This is a genomic window from Roseobacter sp. HKCCD6576-2, from assembly GCF_013179285.1.
Classification (GTDB): Bacteria; Pseudomonadota; Alphaproteobacteria; order Rhodobacterales; family Rhodobacteraceae; genus Rhodophyticola; species Rhodophyticola oceani.
This window is the reverse complement of sequence record NZ_WVNW01000008.1, coordinates 30,760-47,379: the sequence shown is the minus strand read 5'-3', so window position 1 is coordinate 47,379 and position 16,620 is coordinate 30,760. Positions and strand designations below refer to the sequence as shown.

The following is a 16,620-nucleotide window of genomic DNA, read 5'->3' as shown; positions in this document are numbered from 1 at the left end:
TGATTTTGTTTTGCGCCCTGTCCTACGAGCGCGCGAGGCGCTTGCTGAGCTATGAGATACCTGGTCCCAACTCCAGAGCAGCAGCAGTCCGAGGTCGCGCGCGAGGGCGGCGCGGAGGCATGGCCATGAGGCCTCGAGAGTTCACAATACTAACAGACTGCCACACATGGCAGCTTCGAGGCAGATGCGCGAAGGGACCGTTCTTTCGGATCACGACAGCAAGAGATGATCGCTCGAAAATGGAGTTTGCCCAGTTCGGTGTCATCTCAACGCCCAACCACCTCGTGCTGCAAGCCCTCAATGTCGTCTCAGAAGAGTTTTATGGGCCAGCCCCCGGAATGCGGTTGATCTTCCGGAACATACTCGCGGGGTCCGAAACTGTAGCAGGATTTGAGCGATATGAGCTCGTCGCCCGACATGACCACATTCTTAACCTCATAAAGACCTTCGGCCGGTCTCAGGACCTCCGTGTCCGTAACAGCTTCCTCGGTATGAACCATGGGAGCTTCGATACGTTGATCGATCTCGCTTAAGCGGGACGAGATGCGTCGTGCAGTGGCCCTGCCTTCACTGCATGAACACCAACTCTCTCCCGGTCAGTGTATACTAACCTCACTGGCACAGATCGGGGGAGCTCTTTTAAATGAGGAGGTCCTTATGGGACAAGAAAATGAAACCGGAATGACCATATACCTTGATGGGATGTCCCCAGACGAACTGAAGGCACTGCAGATCAAGGTTGAAGAAGCGATCAAGGCTGCAGAGGCGGAGCGGAAAAAAGCCGCGCTCGCCGCCGCGCAGGCGGCCGCCCGAGAGATGGGCTTCTCCCTGGAAGAACTCACCGCGACGCGCAAAACTCTAAGTGCTCCAAAATACCGTCACCCCGAAAAACCGACACAAACCTGGAGCGGTAGAGGTCGCAGACCCAAATGGTTCAAAGATGCGCTCGCTCGCGGCCGAGATGAAGCCTCAATGCGGATCAAATAAGTCAACTAAGTTCCGCAACAGTAGACCACAGCAGCGACGCAATCGCGGGGCGGATCCAACTCTCTTAATCGATATGCCGAAGAAACCTTCCGATGTATGGCCGTTCGTTTCGGAACCTCTTCGATGAAGCCACAGAGAACGCTAGGATCGGGCTTCCGGCGCAACTGCCAAGCTTTGCCTGAGCTAGGTCCGCAGCGGTTGGGTAAGGAGCGGCGTGAAAAGACCCCAGGCCAGTTGAGCGCTTGATTGAATAACAATGACACAACGCATGGAGGGGTTTAGGGTGACGACTGTGGCGGTGACCAACGGCATAGTTAGCGATGCGCTCTCTGTCGGCCAATGGCTCACGGACTGCGGCGCGTCATGGGTTTCTGGTCTAAACCCCGACGGTTGCCATCCTGAAGATAAAAATGGCTGGCTCAATACGAGCCGGATGTGGTCGTCACCGACGATCTTCGTGGCGGCGGTCGCAGGGGTGAAAGAAGCCAGCGATTACAACCGTGCTCGCTCGGCTGGTTCAAGAGGATACGGGCATCTTGGATATCTCGATGGAACGGGTGCATGCTTTTCCCAGCAAATATTGACGCAATCGAAAGCGCTGGTCTTCGAGTTCATGTCGTTTGAACCTTATCTGCTCAAGCCACGGCGGTCTTCCCCAATGAAGTGGTCCGCCGGTATGTTTAGAAAAACGGAGGATCAGACAACAAAGAAAACAAGAGTCATAGATGCTCCAATGGCAATGATCACCCCGCGCAAGACGTCGGTCCGCGTCATGCGTCGGACAAGCTTTGACGTAGCATATGCACCGCATATGTTTGCAACAGCCATAGAGATGGCAGCATCCCATGCGATCAGGTCGGCAGTCATGAATGTGACTACGGAGAGAATAGACAAAATGGACGCGAGCAGGTTTTTAACCCCATTCATTCCGTGAATGTCACGATAGCCCTGTAAAGCAAGTGCGGCGAGCATGATGATACCCAACCCGCCGTTAAAGTAGCCTCCATAGGTCGTCACCAAAAGAACGATGATGATTGCTGTCGTTTTCGTATGCAGGCCGATGTTGCCGTCTTCGGACAGCTTCTGAACCTGAGGCGCAAAAGCGAACAGAAGTGTTGCTACCAGTAGAAGCCACGGAATGAGTGCCAGGAAAGCATCCGGCGACGTAATAATAAGAAGCGCAGCGCCCAATACACCGCCAATTGCGGCGATCATGATTATCGTTCCAAGACGAAGGGCGCCCTCAGCGCGAATGTCGTGCCGGTAGGCCCAGGCACTTGCAATATAGCCGGGCACTGCCATCGTCGTCGCTGTCGCGTTTGCGACGATTGGCGGTATGCCAATCCATATGAGAACAGGCAGTGTGACGAAGGTTCCTCCGCCTGCAATGGCGTTCAACGCCCCGCAAAGAAACCCAGCCACAATGATTACAGCTACCTCCGCCACAACAATTCCTTCGATCTATTTTGTGGACCGTTAGCAGTATGGTAAATTGGTCTACAAATTGGTCTGAAATTGTTATGCGATACACAAGAGCGACAACCGTGCTTGCGGGCCTACGGGCGCTTCTGCACTCAGGCGAGCTGGCCATTGGGGAAAAGCTCCCTTCTGAACGGGCGCTGGCGCAGCAGTTTTCATGCAGTCGCGAAACACTCCGACGTGCGATCTTGGTGCTGGAGCAAGAAAACGACGTTTGGCGTCATGTCGGACAAGGGACGTTCTTTGGTCCACGGCCTGACACGGCTCCGCTTCGCGAAAACCTCTTGGTACATGCCACATCAGTTCAGGAGCTGGTGCAAGCAAGATACTTGATCGAGCCCGCGGTTGCGGCAGAAGCTGCACGCAGAGCGACAGTAGAGGATGTTGCCAAGCTAAACGAATGTGTCTCAGCGGGACGTACCGCACCGGACAGGTTTGCGTGCCAGAAGGCGGATGATACCTTTCACCGAACCATTGCGACTGTTGCGCGAAACCCGATCTTGTCTTCGATCCTCACCTTCCTTTCTGACGCAAGACGACGGTCGAAATGGCAAACGCATTGGGATCGTACATACCGGCACATCGGCATCAGCGAGTTCAAGGGGCGGCATAGTGATCAGCATCAGCAGATCGTTGATGCAATTGCGATCCATGATCCCGAGGAGGCCGAGGCCAAAATGCGAACGCATCTGGAAGCGATAATCGAGGCACTTCAACTTGCACCAGGGGCGCCACAATTTCGTAGTTCTGGCTAGCTGACGTGCGTGCATCATGCAGCATTTGGTAGAAAGGGCCCGCTGACGACCTAGGTGACACGCCGCGCTTCACCGTCGGACGCTGGTTAGATGTGTGAGAACGGCCAAACCTGCAGTTCACGGTGCCGCACTGCAATTCTCCAGAGCGGACGTCCAGCGCAGAGTCTGGGTATCATCGGTTCAAGGCAATAATAATCCTGAGAATCATCACAACCTGCGGGGCAGGGCGCACGGGCAAGGGGTCTCCGGCTACAATAACTGGAGGCTTTCGCATTGACCTCATGCTGACGAATTGGTGCCCAGGTCGGTTGCGCACGGATCGTGTTCAGGTGTGGCGCCAACCCTTCTCAGGTCGTTAAGGTTTCTCTCTGATACTCCGCGGGACGTTTCGCGCGCTCATATGGGTGCAACGATATTGGTTCTACAGTCCGGATCGGTTGACAATGCAACACCATCACCGGATTTCCGTCGGTCTGCCAAGTCGCGTCCGAAAAACGGCCTGCGCCCCAAAGGACGCAATCCCTGATGAGGCACTATCTCTTCAGCGAGTCTTCTAATGCGGTTGATTTGCCTTTTCGGGGCAAGAAAGCCAGCGCCAGCCCGACGCAAGTGAGCAAAATCACACCTGAGATCGGTCGCTCGACGAAGATCCAGTGCCCGTTGTCAGAGATAAGGAGGGCACGGCGATAACTCGCTTCCGCAATCGGGCCCAGGATCATTCCGATGACGATCGGGGCAAGAGGATAGTCGAACCGACGGAGGATATAGCCCAGAACGCCGAACCCGAGCATGACCCAAAGATCGAAGGTTGAGGATTGCAGTGCGAAGACCCCGACTGCCGACAAGAGTAAGACGATTGGGATCAGGTATTTCTTGCGCACTTTCAAGACCGAGACGAAGACCGGTGTCAGCAGGATGCCCAAAAATAGCAGGAAGACATTTGCCGCTAGGTAGGCAAAGATGATACCGCCTGCGACATCGACGTTCTGCTCGAAGAGCTCTGGTCCCGGGAAGAATCCAAGCAGGAACAAAGCCCCCATCAGCACGGCACTCGACGCATCGCCAGGGATGCCGAGCGACAGGGTGGGGATGAGCGTGCCCCCACAACAGGCGTTGTTTGCAGCTTCGGTCGCGACAACGCCCCCCTCGGCGCCCTCGCCATAGCCCTCCTCGGGCTTCGACCGCGCCTTGGCCACAGCATAAGCTGTGAAGGCCGAGATCACGCCTCCGGCCCCGGGCAGCGCACCAAAAAATGTGCCGATTGCGCTTGAGCGCAGCAGGTTGACCTTGTGCCCCATGGCCCGCCGGATCGACGCGATTGAGACGCGCACGTTTTGGACATCGGGCTTTGCCTCTAGTTTTCCAGCTTGGATCTGCAGGAACATTTCGGACAACGCGAAGAGGCCGACAACAACCGGGACGATATGAAAGCCATTCAGCAGATTGAAATTGTCGAAGGTGAAACGATAGGCTTGGCTAAAGCTGTCGGTCCCCATGGTCGACAACATCAGGCCCATAGCTCCGGTCATCAGCCCCTTAATCGTCGATTCGCGCGCAACGACCGCAATTGAAAGGAGGCCGAGAAGGGCGAGCGCGAAGTACTCCGGTGGCGCAAAGCGCAGTGCCATGGCCGATAGAAGCGGCGAGAAAACGAGCAAGATCAGCCCGGCAAAAACGCCTCCAATCGCCGAAGCGGACACGGCCAGGCCAATTGCATCGCCCGCCCGGCCTTTCGCGGCCATCGGATGCCCGTCGAGCAAGGTCGCCGCCGCAATCGGTGTGCCCGGAATTCTCAGTAGGATCGCCGTGACCGCACCGCCGCAGGAACCACCGACGAAAATCGCCACCAGCATACCCATCCCCGGGACAGGGGGCAGATAGAAGGCCACGGGCAGCATCAGGATAATCCCCATCAGTGGCCCGAGGCCCGGCAGAACTCCGATGACCAACCCCGCCAGACAACCCAGAGCCGTCAGAAGGATCGCCTCTGGCGTGAAGAAGAGTTCCGCACCGGATGTAATTAGATCGCCCAACATGGCCTTCGCTCAGAACAGAGTCGGTAGGCCCAAACGGCCCACCGGCAGAACAACGTTCAGAATGGTGGCGAACACGATCCCGATGGCAGTCGTCGCGGTGACCGCGACCAGGATCGCAACCCAAAAGCGCGCCCCCAGGATCATCGCCATCGCCGCGATCAGAACCGGCGTCGAGGCGATATAACCAATGGGTGTCAACGCGACCAGGTACACCATGAACACGCCCGAACAGGCCAATGCGCGATAGGTCAGAACACGAAGGCTTTCGTCTTCCGGGCCCGGGCGGAGCAGACCACCTTGGCCTGCGCCGTCCGTCGCACCGCCGCGATGCCAGCGGATCAGCAGTCGGGTGATCTCGATCCCGGACAACAGCAAAAGCCCCCAGGCCACCAGCCGGGGAAACATCGCAGCGTTGTCGAAGGGGCCGCCGGAATTGGCGTCCTGCGCAACGAAGGAGGTCGCGAATTGCCAGAACGCAACCGCGGCCATCCCGCAAAAAAGGATGGCGACGACGGCAATCTCGAGGAACGTTGCTGAGACTTTGGTGTACCGTCGTGCCATCCGAGTGGATCCTTGATTTGGGAGTTACTGTTGATCAAGGATTCTTTGTATTGCGTCGATCCCGCTCTGCAACTGGACCCCGACACCACCGACAACCTCGTCATATTGAGCCGCGGTAAAGCCGGTGGGCACGAAGCCCGTGTTCAGGATACGCTCCCGCACGTCGTCACGGGCAAGCGCCGCGGCCATAGCGTCCCGCAGGGTTTCGACGACGTCGGGCGGCGTGTCGGAGTGGACCAGCCACCAATTCCAGCCCATTGGCGCTAGGCCGGTGAAGCCCAGTTCGTAGCCCAAATCCCCGATCAGCGGCGCGCCATCGTAGATGTCGGACACCTCCGGCTGCTCGCTCATCGCGGCGAGCGCACGCACGTGTTCAGCATTTGTGCGATAAAAGGCCGGATTCGCCATCATAAAATCCAAGACCCCGGCTCGAAGATCTCGCACGCCCTGTTCCAGCTCGTCGTAGGGCACGACACGGCCACTGACGCCGTTCACATCCAAGACGCGTGCCAGTACCATATGTGGCAGATTCGTGGGCGAGCCCGTGGTATACCGCGCCTGGTCTGGGTTTTCCTGCATATAGGCGATCAGATCATCAAGGGATTCGAACCGCTCGTCATCCTTACGCACAATAATGGCGAAGGCATTGGCCGTCGCGGCATGGAGCGGGATGAAGTCTTCATGACTCCAATCGGCATTGCCTAAGAGCGGCTGCAACACAAGCGGAGCGACATATCCGTCATAGATCGTATAGCCATCCGCGGGCCGGGCGTTCGCGGTTTCAAACGCCCTGACGCCACCCGCACCAGGGGTGGACACCACCGGGATTGACACGCCCAATTCCTCTCCCATCGCATCGGCGATGATCTGACTGACAGCCATCGCGCCGCCAGGGCCCCATGGGAATATGTTCTCGATATTGCGCTCGGGGAACTCGGCAAAAGCCGAGCCCGAGCCCACTGCCGTCATCGCCAAAGCGGCAATGCCGATCCGAGCTTGTTTCAGTATGTTCATTGATCTTCCTCCCTTTCGTGCTTCGTCGTTTCTATTCCGCCGTCCGTCGGCCCGGCTCCGCGGTCGGCACCCGAGGGGCCTTCAAGCCGAAATGCGCATAGATTTCACGCGGGGCATCGTGCTCGATGAAATGCCGGATGATCCGGTGCATGAGCCAATCTTCGGCCAGATCGTCGGCGATAGGTCGGTCCTGGCGTGGGTCCTTCTTGAGGTCAAAGAGCACCGTCTCACAGTCATCGAGGGACAAGCCATCTTGCCCGACTTGGCTGTTTTTCGCGTCCATTGGCACTTTCAACACCGGCACACCCTTTGTGAAATTGAACGGTGCGACCAACTCGCTCTGCCGCAACTCCGTCAGATCGAAGGGTTTCGACAGATGCGCGGGCATCAAGGTGTAGAGGTTCAGTGGTGCATTCACATCCGTCGGATATCGGAAATAGCTGTGCCGTCCGTCGGTCACGCAAACGGGGCCGCCGAACATGCCAAGGATGATCGTGTCGTGCAGATCAACCTCGGCCTTCAACGCAGGCGCAAGCGATCGGCCGGTGACGCTTTCGGGGATGTCGCATCCGTGCAAATCCAGGAAGGTCGGCATCAGGTCCGGCGTCTGGCTCAGCCCACCGCGACGCGCCCCTTGCGAAGTCTGTTCGGGGTGCCAAATCATCAGGGGGATGTGTGAGATCTCCTCGTAATAGGGCATCCGGTTCTTGCCCCACCACTCATGCTCGGCCAGCAGAAACCCGTGATCCGTGGTCAGAACCAGCGCAGTATCTTCCCACAAACCTGCGGTGTCGAAATAATCGAGGAGCTTGCCGAAATATTCATCGCACATCGCGACAAGGGCGGCGTAGTTGCCCCGGATTTCGGCAATTTCATCGGGCGAGTTCGCCGCTTTTTCATAGTTCGGCCAATCAAGGATCTTGCCCTCGTAACCCGAGGCATACGCGGCTTTGAAACGCGCCGGCGCGACAAAGGGCTCATGCGGATCAAAGCACTCCAGTTGCAAAAACCAGTCGTCGGCCGCTCGGTTTCGGTCAAGAAACTCGAAGGCTGCTGCGAAGCATTTCGCTGTTGGGAAATCAGTCTCTTCCGTCAGGAAATCACGGTTGATCGCACCACGGGACTTCTTCCATAGCCGCGGGTCGGTGGCGTGGCGCGTCATCGTTGCAGGCTGCTTATTGCTCAAAGGATAGTGTCGCGAGTCGAACTTCTCGCGGTAGCGGTCTAGCGGCGGGGAGACCAGCGCCTCCATCGGATCGTATTCCTGCCCTCGCACAAAATCCCAACTGTCGAAGGCGGTGGCATAGCCCCACCCGCCATCTTCGAAGTAATGAAGGTGGTCCGAGATCAAATGGGTGTAAACACCGTTTTGGCTGAGGATGCGGGCGAAGCTGTCATCGAACGGCTCAAGCGGACCCCAAGATCGGTGCATGAAATTCAATCGGCCGGTGTGCATGTCGCGCCGAGCCGGCATGCAGGGCAAGCTGCCGACATAGTGTTTGTCAAAGGTTACGGCTCGCGTCGCGAAGCGGTCGAAATTGGGCGTGACAATCGCGGAGCCGCCATAGGCGCCGAGTGCCAGGCGGTTTAGCGAGTCAAACAACACGAACACTGTGCGCAAATGCCGACCCTCCCAAATCGCTCTGCAGTGGTCGATAACTTGAGTGGATGGTGATATTCTGTAAAATAGATTTTTGTTGGCTTGAGATAAAAAAAGGGAATGCCAGATGGATCGAAATCTCGCGGCTTTCCTGGCGGTAGCCCGGAGCGACACCCTGACGGATGCCGCTCACCAGTTGAACCTAACGCAGCCATCGATGACCAAGCGGGTTGCCAATCTGGAGCAAGAGCTTGGCGTGCCGCTTTTTACCCGTCACCGGCGCGGGATGGAGTTGACTGCGGCCGGGGCAGCGTATCTGCCACGCGCGATCCGGATCGAGCGAGAACACGCCCAAGCGCGCGAGGAGGTTGCCGCCATTGCAGGCGCCGGTCTATCAGAGTTGAAGATCGGAGCAGGGCCTTTGTTTCATCTGATCTACGCTGCACCGCTTCTGTCGCGGCTCAAGACCCGATACCCGAACCTTGCAATCGATCTAATTGCTGACTCCAATGTTCGTACGCTTCCACTTTTGCTGAGCCATGAGTTGGATATAGTCCTTGGTTTGATTGATCCCGACGAGAGCAATGACACGATCATGACCGTGCCTGCGACAACCGTTCGTCACGGAATTGTTCTGCCAAAGGGTGATCCGCACTCTTGCCGGGAGGCCATTGAACCTGCCGATCTGACGGACAAGAAATGGGTTCTATATACGGAGGACCCGTACACCGAGAATTCGATCCGCGATCACTTTCGCCGGCGCGGAAAGGTGCCGCCCACTATTGATGTGCGGACCGGCTCGTTCTCGACGGGGTTGCAGTTGGTTAGGGATTGGGGGTTCGCAATGTCGGCCCCAATGCAACTCAGCCCCCTTGTCGAGAAGGAAGGGCTCTTGATCCAACCGTTGGTCCAGGGAATGCCCGTTCGGCAGGCAGGATTACATTTTAGACCGAGTTCACGAAAGATCGCCGCCGTAGATTTTGTAATAAAAACCTTGCCCCTACTGATTAATCAGGAAGAAAGTTGACGAAAGGATGCCTTTACGCGCCCTAATTGGCCTGAGCTCTCTGAAGCTGGCATTAGCTGTATGACAGAAACCAGGAAAGATGTGCGGTTTACCGCCGCAATAGCGTACAGCGGGCGAAATCGGGTCCACCGGGATCATCGGTTTGAATTTGGTCATGTCTTCATCCTAAGGGCGTTCTCCAAGAAGTCATGACACACTTGTAAGCTTCTGTATTAGTTCGGTATTACCGGGAGTGTTTCGCTTTGAGGGGCTATGAGTGGCTGTGACGGTATGATCACGAATTGTTGTAAACCCACACAAGCAGCCGTTCTCATCAATGTGGCCATGACGGCCCCTCGGCAAACTCTTATCTACAGTATCTAGACTGGCGCAATCAGCCGCGGTACTTGATGCGCGCCCGGCCTAGATCGCTTAGAGACTTCTTGGATTCGAAGCATTGGGGCTGGTGCTGGTTCTTTCAACCCCATCATCGGCCAAGCGGTGCAGCCGCCACCACTCGTTTCAATCCGGTTGAATAGGTGCCCAAAAACTGCCATCGCTCAGATTGCTTCGCCGTTTGGTACGTTGAATGCAGTCTCGACTGGCTGGCGCGAGGTCCCTTTAAGAAACTCTGAGATCCATACGAGGCTCGTTTCCGTGTCATCTCGACCGGAAAGGGACATTAGACCTGGCTCGGCAGCCGCTCCGACACGGTCAAAGCGCCGATTGATGAGGTCGGTATTCAGGCCAGGGGTGAAATCCGGATGCTGCTGGATCGCCAGGATATGGCGATCTATCGTGAACCCGGAGATGGGGCAGAACGTGCTAGACAGGAACACATCGGCCCCGTCCGGCGCGACGGAGACCTGATCTTGGTGCATGGCATGAAGCATGACGCTGCTTTGTACCTCAGCCCAGGCGGTCGACCTGACGACATCGACCGGCATCAGCCCCACGCCCCACAACCCTTCTCCGACCGCACAACCGCGCCGCCTAGGGCATGGGCAATCGCCTGGTGCCCATAGCAGATACCGACCAAGGGGATTTCCGCGCGGTGCAGCGCCTGGATGAAGTCGAAAAGGCGGTCCTGCCAGTCCAGCTGTTCGAATACCGAATACTTGCCGCCGGTGATCAGGTAGGCGTCAAAATCCGATGGCGCCGGTAGGTGGTCTCGCACGGCGCTGATGACGGTCCAGCGCGCGTCTGCCAGATGACGGGAGATCCCGACCCGGAAACGCTCTGGCGAGGGCGGGTGCTTCGGTTTGTCCTGGGGCCCGAGATCGCCGATATGGAGGATGCAGATGTTCATCAGGGTCTCGGATTGAGTTGGTCGTTCATCCGGACCTTTATCGTTCGGTTTCCCGTGCTGCCAGATTATTGCGGCGCGTGATGAGGTCATAAGGCGCATCCATAACGTCAGCTTATATCTTTCTCGGATAGGGCAATAAGGTTTCTGATGGAATCTTCGCAGTGTAGCTTGATCTCAATCTAATCAGCGCGGAAAGCGACAATAACCATTATACCGACGGATAGGTATTCCATAACAAAAGCACTACCCATAGAGGTTCTCACAACCTCAGACGGCGTGTCGCCCTTGATGCTGTCCTTTCCCCATTCGGGCGACGTATACCCGGAGGACTTCGGCTATGATCCAAAGCTCAGTTTTGCAGAGATCGACCATCCGTCCGATAAATACGTGGACGAACTGTTCGGGAATGCCCGTGCCCTTGGTCTGAGCACGATTAAAGCCAACTTCCCGCGAGCCTATGTCGACGTCAATCGCCACCAGCACGACATCGATGCCGCTATGTTGGACGATGCCGAGGCCTGGCCCGGCCGTTTCCTACCGAGTGGTTCAGTCGAAGTGGGTGCGACGCTGTTCTGGTCGAAGGCTCACGGCACGCCGATCTATGATCGGAAGCTCAGCGTTGCTGAGGCGCATCATCGCTTGTCCTGCTATTTCATTCCCTATCATCAAACCATGACCCGCATCGTCGAGCGCCTGCGCGATCAGCATGGCCAGGCCTTCATCGTCGATTGCCATTCCATGACCCAGTTCGATCATGAGCTTCGTGGAGGTAAAGAACGGCCTGAGATTGATATTGGCACCCGCAACGGTGCCTCCTGCGATCCGGCTCTGGCGACAAAGATGGCCGAGTTGTTCGCCGCGCGTGGCTACGATGTCGGTATGAACAAGCGCTTCATCGGTGACGAAATCACCTTGCGCTACGGTTGGCCCGAGATTGACCAGCATATCCTGCAAGTCGAACTTCGGCGCGACCTCTACATGAACGAAGCGACCCGCGAAAGAAGCGGGAACTTCGCCAAAGTCCAAGCCGATTGCGCCTGGGTGTTGGCGGAATTCAAAGAATTCGTTGAACGCCGCTCCGGTCAAGCCGGTCGGGCCGCCGACACATCTTCCAACGAAGGAGAAGCCTGATGAAACACTCTCTGATTGCCCTGGGTCTTGCCGCCGCACTGGCCCTGCCGGGTGCAGCGGGTGCCGAGACGTTGCGCATTGCGTTTTCCTCGGCGCCGCGCTCAATGGATCCGATCCCCTTTGGGGGCGCGCCAACTGCCTCCTTGCGCGAACATGTGTTTGAGGCGCTTGTTGCAGCCGATGACAGCCCGCTGCTGGCCACTGGTTGGACTTGGCTGAGCGATACCTCGCTTGAGGTCAATCTGCGCAATGATGTCACCTTTCATGATGGTGATCCACTCACGGCGCGGGACGTGGTCTACTCGGCCTGCCGGATGATGTATCTGATTGACGGGCGGCGGAATCTGCTGACCTCGTCCATGGGGCCAATAGCCGATGTTGTGGCCGTCGATGACCACACCGTTCGGTTTGACATGCGTGCACCTTACCCGCTGTGGATCCAGAAGATGAAGTTCCTTCCGATTATGTCTGCAACCGAAGCCGATGTACCCGAAGGCCCGATTTCTTATGACAGCGAAGGCGATTGCAGCATTATCTCTTATCCGACCCGCGTGGATTTCGAAGACGGTTCCGCAGCCGTCGGCACCGGTCCGTTCGAATTCGTCAGCTTCGATCCGTCTGGTGAGGCAAGCCTTGTGCGCAATGACGCTTATTGGGGCGAAGTGTCGGAATGGGATGGCGTTGAAATTCGCACCATTGGGAATCCCGGTGCCGGTTTGGCGGGCCTATTGGCGGGGGATTTCGATATCGTCGAAAACCCCACGACAGAGGATCTTCCTAGCCTTGAGGCCAACCCTGATCTTGCGTACACGGCAGCGCCGTCCTGGCGTTCGATATTCCTTCTGATGGACGTCAATCCAGAAGGCGCACCCGGAGTTGTGGCCGGTGACGGCAGCGCGCCACTGTCTGATCTGCGCGTGCGCCAGGCGATTTCGCTGGCGATCAACCGCGAGGCCATTGCCAGTCGCCTGTTTGGTGGTGAGGCGACCGTGGCCAACCAGTTTGCGCCCAACTACCGGACGGGCGCACCGGACATGCCGGTCCTCGAGTATGGCCGGGGGTGCCTAGCGAGAATGGAGCTATCGAGCCGAGCCCGGGAGATGCCGATAAAGCGTCGGAACCGAAACACCAACGGCTTGGGCGGCATCCTTTACAGCGGTACCATTTGCTAGAAGAGTGCGCACAGCCTTGATCTTCTCTTCGGTCATCTGCCGTGGCCTGCCACCTGTTCGACCTTTGGCCTTGGCTGCCTTCAACCCGACCATCGTCCTTTCCCGGATCAAGTCCCTTTCAAACTCGGCTATCGCTGCCATCAAGTGGAAGAGCAGTTTGCCTCCGGGCGTCGTGGTGTTGATCTCTTCAGTCAGGCTTTTGAAAGCGATATCCTTCACCTTTAGCCGGTCCATCAGTTCAATCAGATGGGGAAGGCTTCGCGCCACACGGTCGAGCTTGAAGACAACCAGCTTGTCGCCGGGACGAAGAAACTCCAGCGCCTCGGCAAGAACGGGTCGTGTCTTGTTCGCTCCAGATGCAACCTCCGTGAAGACCCGTTCACAACCAGCCGCCTTCAAAGCCGCCGTTTGGCCTTCCACACTCTGATCCGCCGTCGAAACCCGTGCATACCCAACTTCCATAGCACCTCCTTCTCGAAACTCATCGTCTTTGTAGCAGGACTATCGATTCGAAACGATAGGGGTTTTTGATAATGTTTGATGGCCAAAAGCTGCTTCCTGGTGCCGCTTAGTATCAAGAAATCAAAATCGACCGTTTTCGAGACTGCGTGTTACAGCGGTACAAGCCACACAAACTACATAATCTTGTCGCCACCACTAGATGGTGATCCTGTTTTGTTCTTTGAGTCGATATGTGCTATTGCTTATGTCCTGCTTCTAAGGACAGCGACATGAAGATCGTAACTGACAACCAGATGACCGGCGATACGGGTGAGGCCATCATCAAGGCTGAGTTCCAAAAGATTGGGCTGATCTACCAGAGTTTCGGACGATTGGAATCCGGGACCGATGGCATGGTGGAACTCCGCGATCCAAAGTCCGGGGAAACCTCATCCCAGTTCGTAGCCGTCCAGGCCAAGACCAGGGTCAAAGGAAATTACTCCCACGAGTCGGATAACGGGTTTGACTACCTGATTGACGAGAAGGACCTGAAGAACTGGAAGCAGGCCAATCTGCCTTTGATTGTTGTGCTACACCGAATGGAGGACAACTCGACCTTCTGGAAGCCATTCTCGGATCATGTTCCTGGCGAGGAGCGCCGCCTACGGTTTAACAAGGCGGAAGATAGGCTCACCCGGTCGTCGGTTGACGCGATAGCCGGTCTGATGGTCGATCAGGCGTCCCCCGGTGTGTGGATACCGCCACTGAACACTGGAGAGACGGCGGTCCTCAACATGTTCCGAGTGGTTCTGCCGGACGAGATATTCGTTGCAGTTCCGGTATATCCCAATGGGCGGCAGGCTAGTGCTGTGATGGCCGAGGAAGATGATGGGCGCTTCGACTGGTCAATTAGGGGCAATCGCTTTGTCGCATTCCACGACCCGCGTGGCGAAGGCTCTGAGTTGCTGGTCGAGACGGATACCGTCGAAGCTGTGGACACCGAACTCATCGCGAACACAGACGACCAGGATGACCAGAATGATATCGCTCATCTTCTCCGGAGATGTCTGGAGCGGCAGTTCGAAGACCGCCTGATGTTCGGTCGTCATCAGGGTCGGCCTTTGTTGATGTTCCGACCTGAGGACATCTGCAAGCCCCTCGACTATTCCTACCGTTCGGCGACAAACCCGGCGAAAGCCCGGGTAGTTGCAGTGAAGATGCGCAAAGATGAAGAAGATCGAGTGGCATATGTCCGGCACCACGCCTTTCACCCCAAGTTCGAACGCATTGGCCAGCATTGGTTTCTGGTTGTCGAACCGACCTATTTCTTCACCCACGATGGTTTCCGGTGGCACCAAAGAGCCGAGGCGCTCCTGAGCGGAAAGAAGCGGTTGGAGAAAAACTCGGCAATATGGGGTCAGGTGCTCATGTGGCAGCACCTACTGTGCAAGGCTGATGAACGAGATATCGACGATCTCTTTCATGAACCAACACAGAGCGTACCTGAAACTCTGAGGTTTGAACCGGCTCCCGTCATTGAGTTGCCAGTTGCGACACCTGAGGCCGCTTGGTCGAGGAGTGGCGGTTCAGATGCTTTGGTGGACGAAAGCGACCAATGGGAGTTGCCGGTATGACGTTCAAAGCCACTGTATTCGATGAACCGGAATTGCAATTCGGCAGTGGGCAGAAGCACGTTGATCCAAGAGAAGGGCTCCGTCGCTTCGGTCCACTCCAACTCCATGCGGGTGAGGTTGTAACTGTCGGCGTGATCGGATCATCAGAAACCGCCGAAGGCTTCACGCAGTTCCTGTCCGAGTCACAGCGGGGCGTTGAAGCGGCATCAAACGCTTTGCCGAACCTCAACCCAGACTTCCCAGGATTGGGCAACGCGAACCCTTTCGGTTGCCGCTTCGTGGTGCCTGATACTGGACAGCGAGCCCTGAGCAAGCGGCAAATCAAGAAGATCGTCCAGGCCGGTTCCACTCTACAGGCTGTCAACTTGCTCCTGGATGCGGTGGCGGCTGAGGCTCGGGTTCTCCAGGAAAGCAGTGCCAAGCCTGACGTTGTGGTGTTCTCCATGCCAATCGATCTGATCGAGAAGGTTGTAATGGCCAGGTCGGAGACCGGGGAACCCGATGACGATGGCGGTCCGGACGTTCTGAATTTCAGAGACATGATGAAGGCCAAGATGATGGAGATGGGTGTGGCGACCCAGATCGTCTGGCCGGACGTTTTCGATCCGGACGCGAAGATTCCGCAAAAAATCAAACGTCAGAACGACCGGAAAATCCAGAGCCCTGCCGCGCGAACCTGGAACCTGCTGAATGGCTTGTTCTACAAGGCGGGCAAGGTCCCATGGCGGCTCTATGAACCCCGAGACTACACCACCAACTTTCTCGGGATCGGGTTTCACCGCAGCCTGGATGGTCAGCAGCTTTGGACATCGACGGCCCAGATGTTCGATGAGACCGGGCACGGCCTGATCCTACGTGGGGCGAGGGCACAGACCGAAACGAGAGGGCGTCGTCCATACCTGACCAGGGCTGACATGAAGGCATTGGTGCTGGATGCCCTTCGGTCATACAAGGAGCACCATAAAGCCCTTCCTACCCGGCTCGTCGTTCTGAAGACTTCTCACTTCCGTGACGAGGAGGCTGACGGTGTTGATGACGCCCTGGACGAACTCGATGTCAGCATGTGTGACATGGTTTGGGTCCAAGAAAGCTCCCCGATCTCGCTGCTCAGGAACGGTAGTTATCCAGTCCTTCGGGGCACCTTCGTCGAACTGGACGGAAAGGGCCTCCTCTACACCAGGGGCAGTGTTCCATACTATTCGACATATCCAGGGATGCGGGTTCCAAACCCGCTGCTTCTGTACCCCCACCAGCAAACTGACAGGAGCATCACACAGATCGCCGAGGAAATCCTGGCGCTAACAAAGGTAAATTGGAACTCCACCCAGTTCGACCAGAAACTACCGGCTCCGATCAGGGCATCTAGGGAGGTTGGACGTGTCCTGAAGTACGTTCCGGAAGGTGGTGTGGTGCAGTCGGATTTTCGGTACTACACCTAGATAGAGCCGCCGCGTTGAGATTGTTGATGGCGAGGCTGGCCCCTTCTCCATATGCC

The 16,620-nt window shown here is 56.8% G+C and carries 16 protein-coding genes; 8 read left to right on the top strand and 8 right to left on the bottom strand.

All coding sequences use genetic code 11. From position 1 onward, the window contains the following. Positions 1-239 precede the first annotated feature (239 nt). On the top strand, positions 240-533 hold the full coding sequence (locus GTF44_RS18855) for a hypothetical protein (protein WP_171562469.1): 294 nt from the start codon (positions 240-242) through the stop codon (positions 531-533). Positions 534-681: 148 nt separating this feature from the next. Continuing rightward, positions 682-987 carry an H-NS family nucleoid-associated regulatory protein gene (locus GTF44_RS18850; RefSeq protein ID WP_171562473.1) on the top strand — a complete coding sequence of 102 codons (306 nt, stop codon included), beginning with the start codon at positions 682-684 and terminating at the stop codon, positions 985-987. Between the two features lie 696 nt (positions 988-1,683). On the opposite strand, the gene GTF44_RS18845 is transcribed toward GTF44_RS18850, so the two are convergent. Next, positions 1,684-2,433: a TSUP family transporter gene (locus GTF44_RS18845; protein ID WP_171562468.1), complete on the bottom strand. Its 750-nt coding sequence runs from the start codon at positions 2,431-2,433 to the stop codon at positions 1,684-1,686. A 74-nt stretch (positions 2,434-2,507) separates the two neighbouring features. Here GTF44_RS18845 and GTF44_RS18840 point away from each other — a divergent pair, with 74 nt between their 5' ends. After that, on the top strand, positions 2,508-3,221 hold the full coding sequence (locus tag GTF44_RS18840; RefSeq protein WP_171562466.1) for a FadR/GntR family transcriptional regulator: 714 nt from the start codon (positions 2,508-2,510) through the stop codon (positions 3,219-3,221). Positions 3,222-3,754: 533 nt separating this feature from the next. Here the strand turns inward: GTF44_RS18840 and GTF44_RS18835 are convergent. The 4 genes from GTF44_RS18835 to GTF44_RS18820 are packed head-to-tail and all read right to left on the bottom strand — an operon-like array spanning position 3,755 to position 8,444. Beyond that, entirely contained in the window at positions 3,755-5,257 is a 1,503-nt protein-coding gene (locus GTF44_RS18835; RefSeq protein ID WP_171562464.1) for a tripartite tricarboxylate transporter permease, read from the bottom strand. Between the two features lie 9 nt (positions 5,258-5,266). Continuing rightward, positions 5,267-5,818 (bottom strand): tripartite tricarboxylate transporter TctB family protein, encoded by a 552-nt coding sequence (locus tag GTF44_RS18830; RefSeq protein WP_171562462.1) that lies wholly within the window; start codon positions 5,816-5,818, stop codon positions 5,267-5,269. Between the two features lie 24 nt (positions 5,819-5,842). Continuing rightward, positions 5,843-6,832 carry a tripartite tricarboxylate transporter substrate binding protein gene (locus tag GTF44_RS18825; RefSeq protein WP_171562460.1) on the bottom strand — a complete coding sequence of 330 codons (990 nt, stop codon included), beginning with the start codon at positions 6,830-6,832 and terminating at the stop codon, positions 5,843-5,845. 31 nt (positions 6,833-6,863) lie between these two features. Continuing rightward, positions 6,864-8,444, bottom strand: coding sequence for a sulfatase (locus GTF44_RS18820; RefSeq protein WP_367383421.1), 1,581 nt, complete (start codon positions 8,442-8,444; stop codon positions 6,864-6,866). 115 nt (positions 8,445-8,559) lie between these two features. On the opposite strand from GTF44_RS18820, the gene GTF44_RS18815 reads away from it, so the two are divergent. Further along, on the top strand, positions 8,560-9,459 hold the full coding sequence (locus GTF44_RS18815; protein ID WP_171562456.1) for a LysR family transcriptional regulator: 900 nt from the start codon (positions 8,560-8,562) through the stop codon (positions 9,457-9,459). 539 nt (positions 9,460-9,998) lie between these two features. Here the strand turns inward: GTF44_RS18815 and GTF44_RS18810 are convergent. Then, a complete protein-coding gene (locus GTF44_RS18810; RefSeq protein WP_171562455.1) occupies positions 9,999-10,385 on the bottom strand; it encodes a hypothetical protein in 387 nt (128 codons plus the stop codon). After that, the gene (locus tag GTF44_RS18805) at positions 10,385-10,747 is read right to left on the bottom strand and encodes a hypothetical protein (protein WP_171562453.1); all 363 of its coding nucleotides are present in this window, start codon (positions 10,745-10,747) and stop codon (positions 10,385-10,387) included. The genes GTF44_RS18810 and GTF44_RS18805 overlap by 1 nt, the downstream gene beginning before the upstream one ends. Before the next feature lie 288 nt (positions 10,748-11,035). On the opposite strand from GTF44_RS18805, the gene GTF44_RS18800 reads away from it, so the two are divergent. Then, positions 11,036-11,878 carry an N-formylglutamate amidohydrolase gene (locus GTF44_RS18800; RefSeq protein WP_171562451.1) on the top strand — a complete coding sequence of 281 codons (843 nt, stop codon included), beginning with the start codon at positions 11,036-11,038 and terminating at the stop codon, positions 11,876-11,878. Beyond that, on the top strand, positions 11,878-13,050 hold the full coding sequence (locus tag GTF44_RS18795) for an ABC transporter substrate-binding protein (protein WP_171562449.1): 1,173 nt from the start codon (positions 11,878-11,880) through the stop codon (positions 13,048-13,050). The genes GTF44_RS18800 and GTF44_RS18795 overlap by 1 nt, the downstream gene beginning before the upstream one ends. Here GTF44_RS18795 and GTF44_RS18790 read toward each other — a convergent pair. Beyond that, positions 12,958-13,512: a recombinase family protein gene (locus GTF44_RS18790; RefSeq protein WP_171562447.1), complete on the bottom strand. Its 555-nt coding sequence runs from the start codon at positions 13,510-13,512 to the stop codon at positions 12,958-12,960. The two genes, GTF44_RS18795 and GTF44_RS18790, sit on opposite strands and share 93 nt — an antisense overlap. Positions 13,513-13,781: 269 nt before the next feature. Here GTF44_RS18790 and GTF44_RS18785 point away from each other — a divergent pair, with 269 nt between their 5' ends. Together GTF44_RS18785 and GTF44_RS18780 are read left to right on the top strand one after the other, a co-directional pair. Beyond that, positions 13,782-15,125, top strand: a complete 1,344-nt coding sequence (locus GTF44_RS18785; RefSeq protein WP_171562445.1) for a DUF4365 domain-containing protein — start codon at positions 13,782-13,784, stop codon at positions 15,123-15,125. After that, positions 15,122-16,564 carry a hypothetical protein gene (locus GTF44_RS18780; RefSeq protein ID WP_171562443.1) on the top strand — a complete coding sequence of 481 codons (1,443 nt, stop codon included), beginning with the start codon at positions 15,122-15,124 and terminating at the stop codon, positions 16,562-16,564. The genes GTF44_RS18785 and GTF44_RS18780 overlap by 4 nt, the downstream gene beginning before the upstream one ends. Positions 16,565-16,620 lie beyond the last annotated feature (56 nt).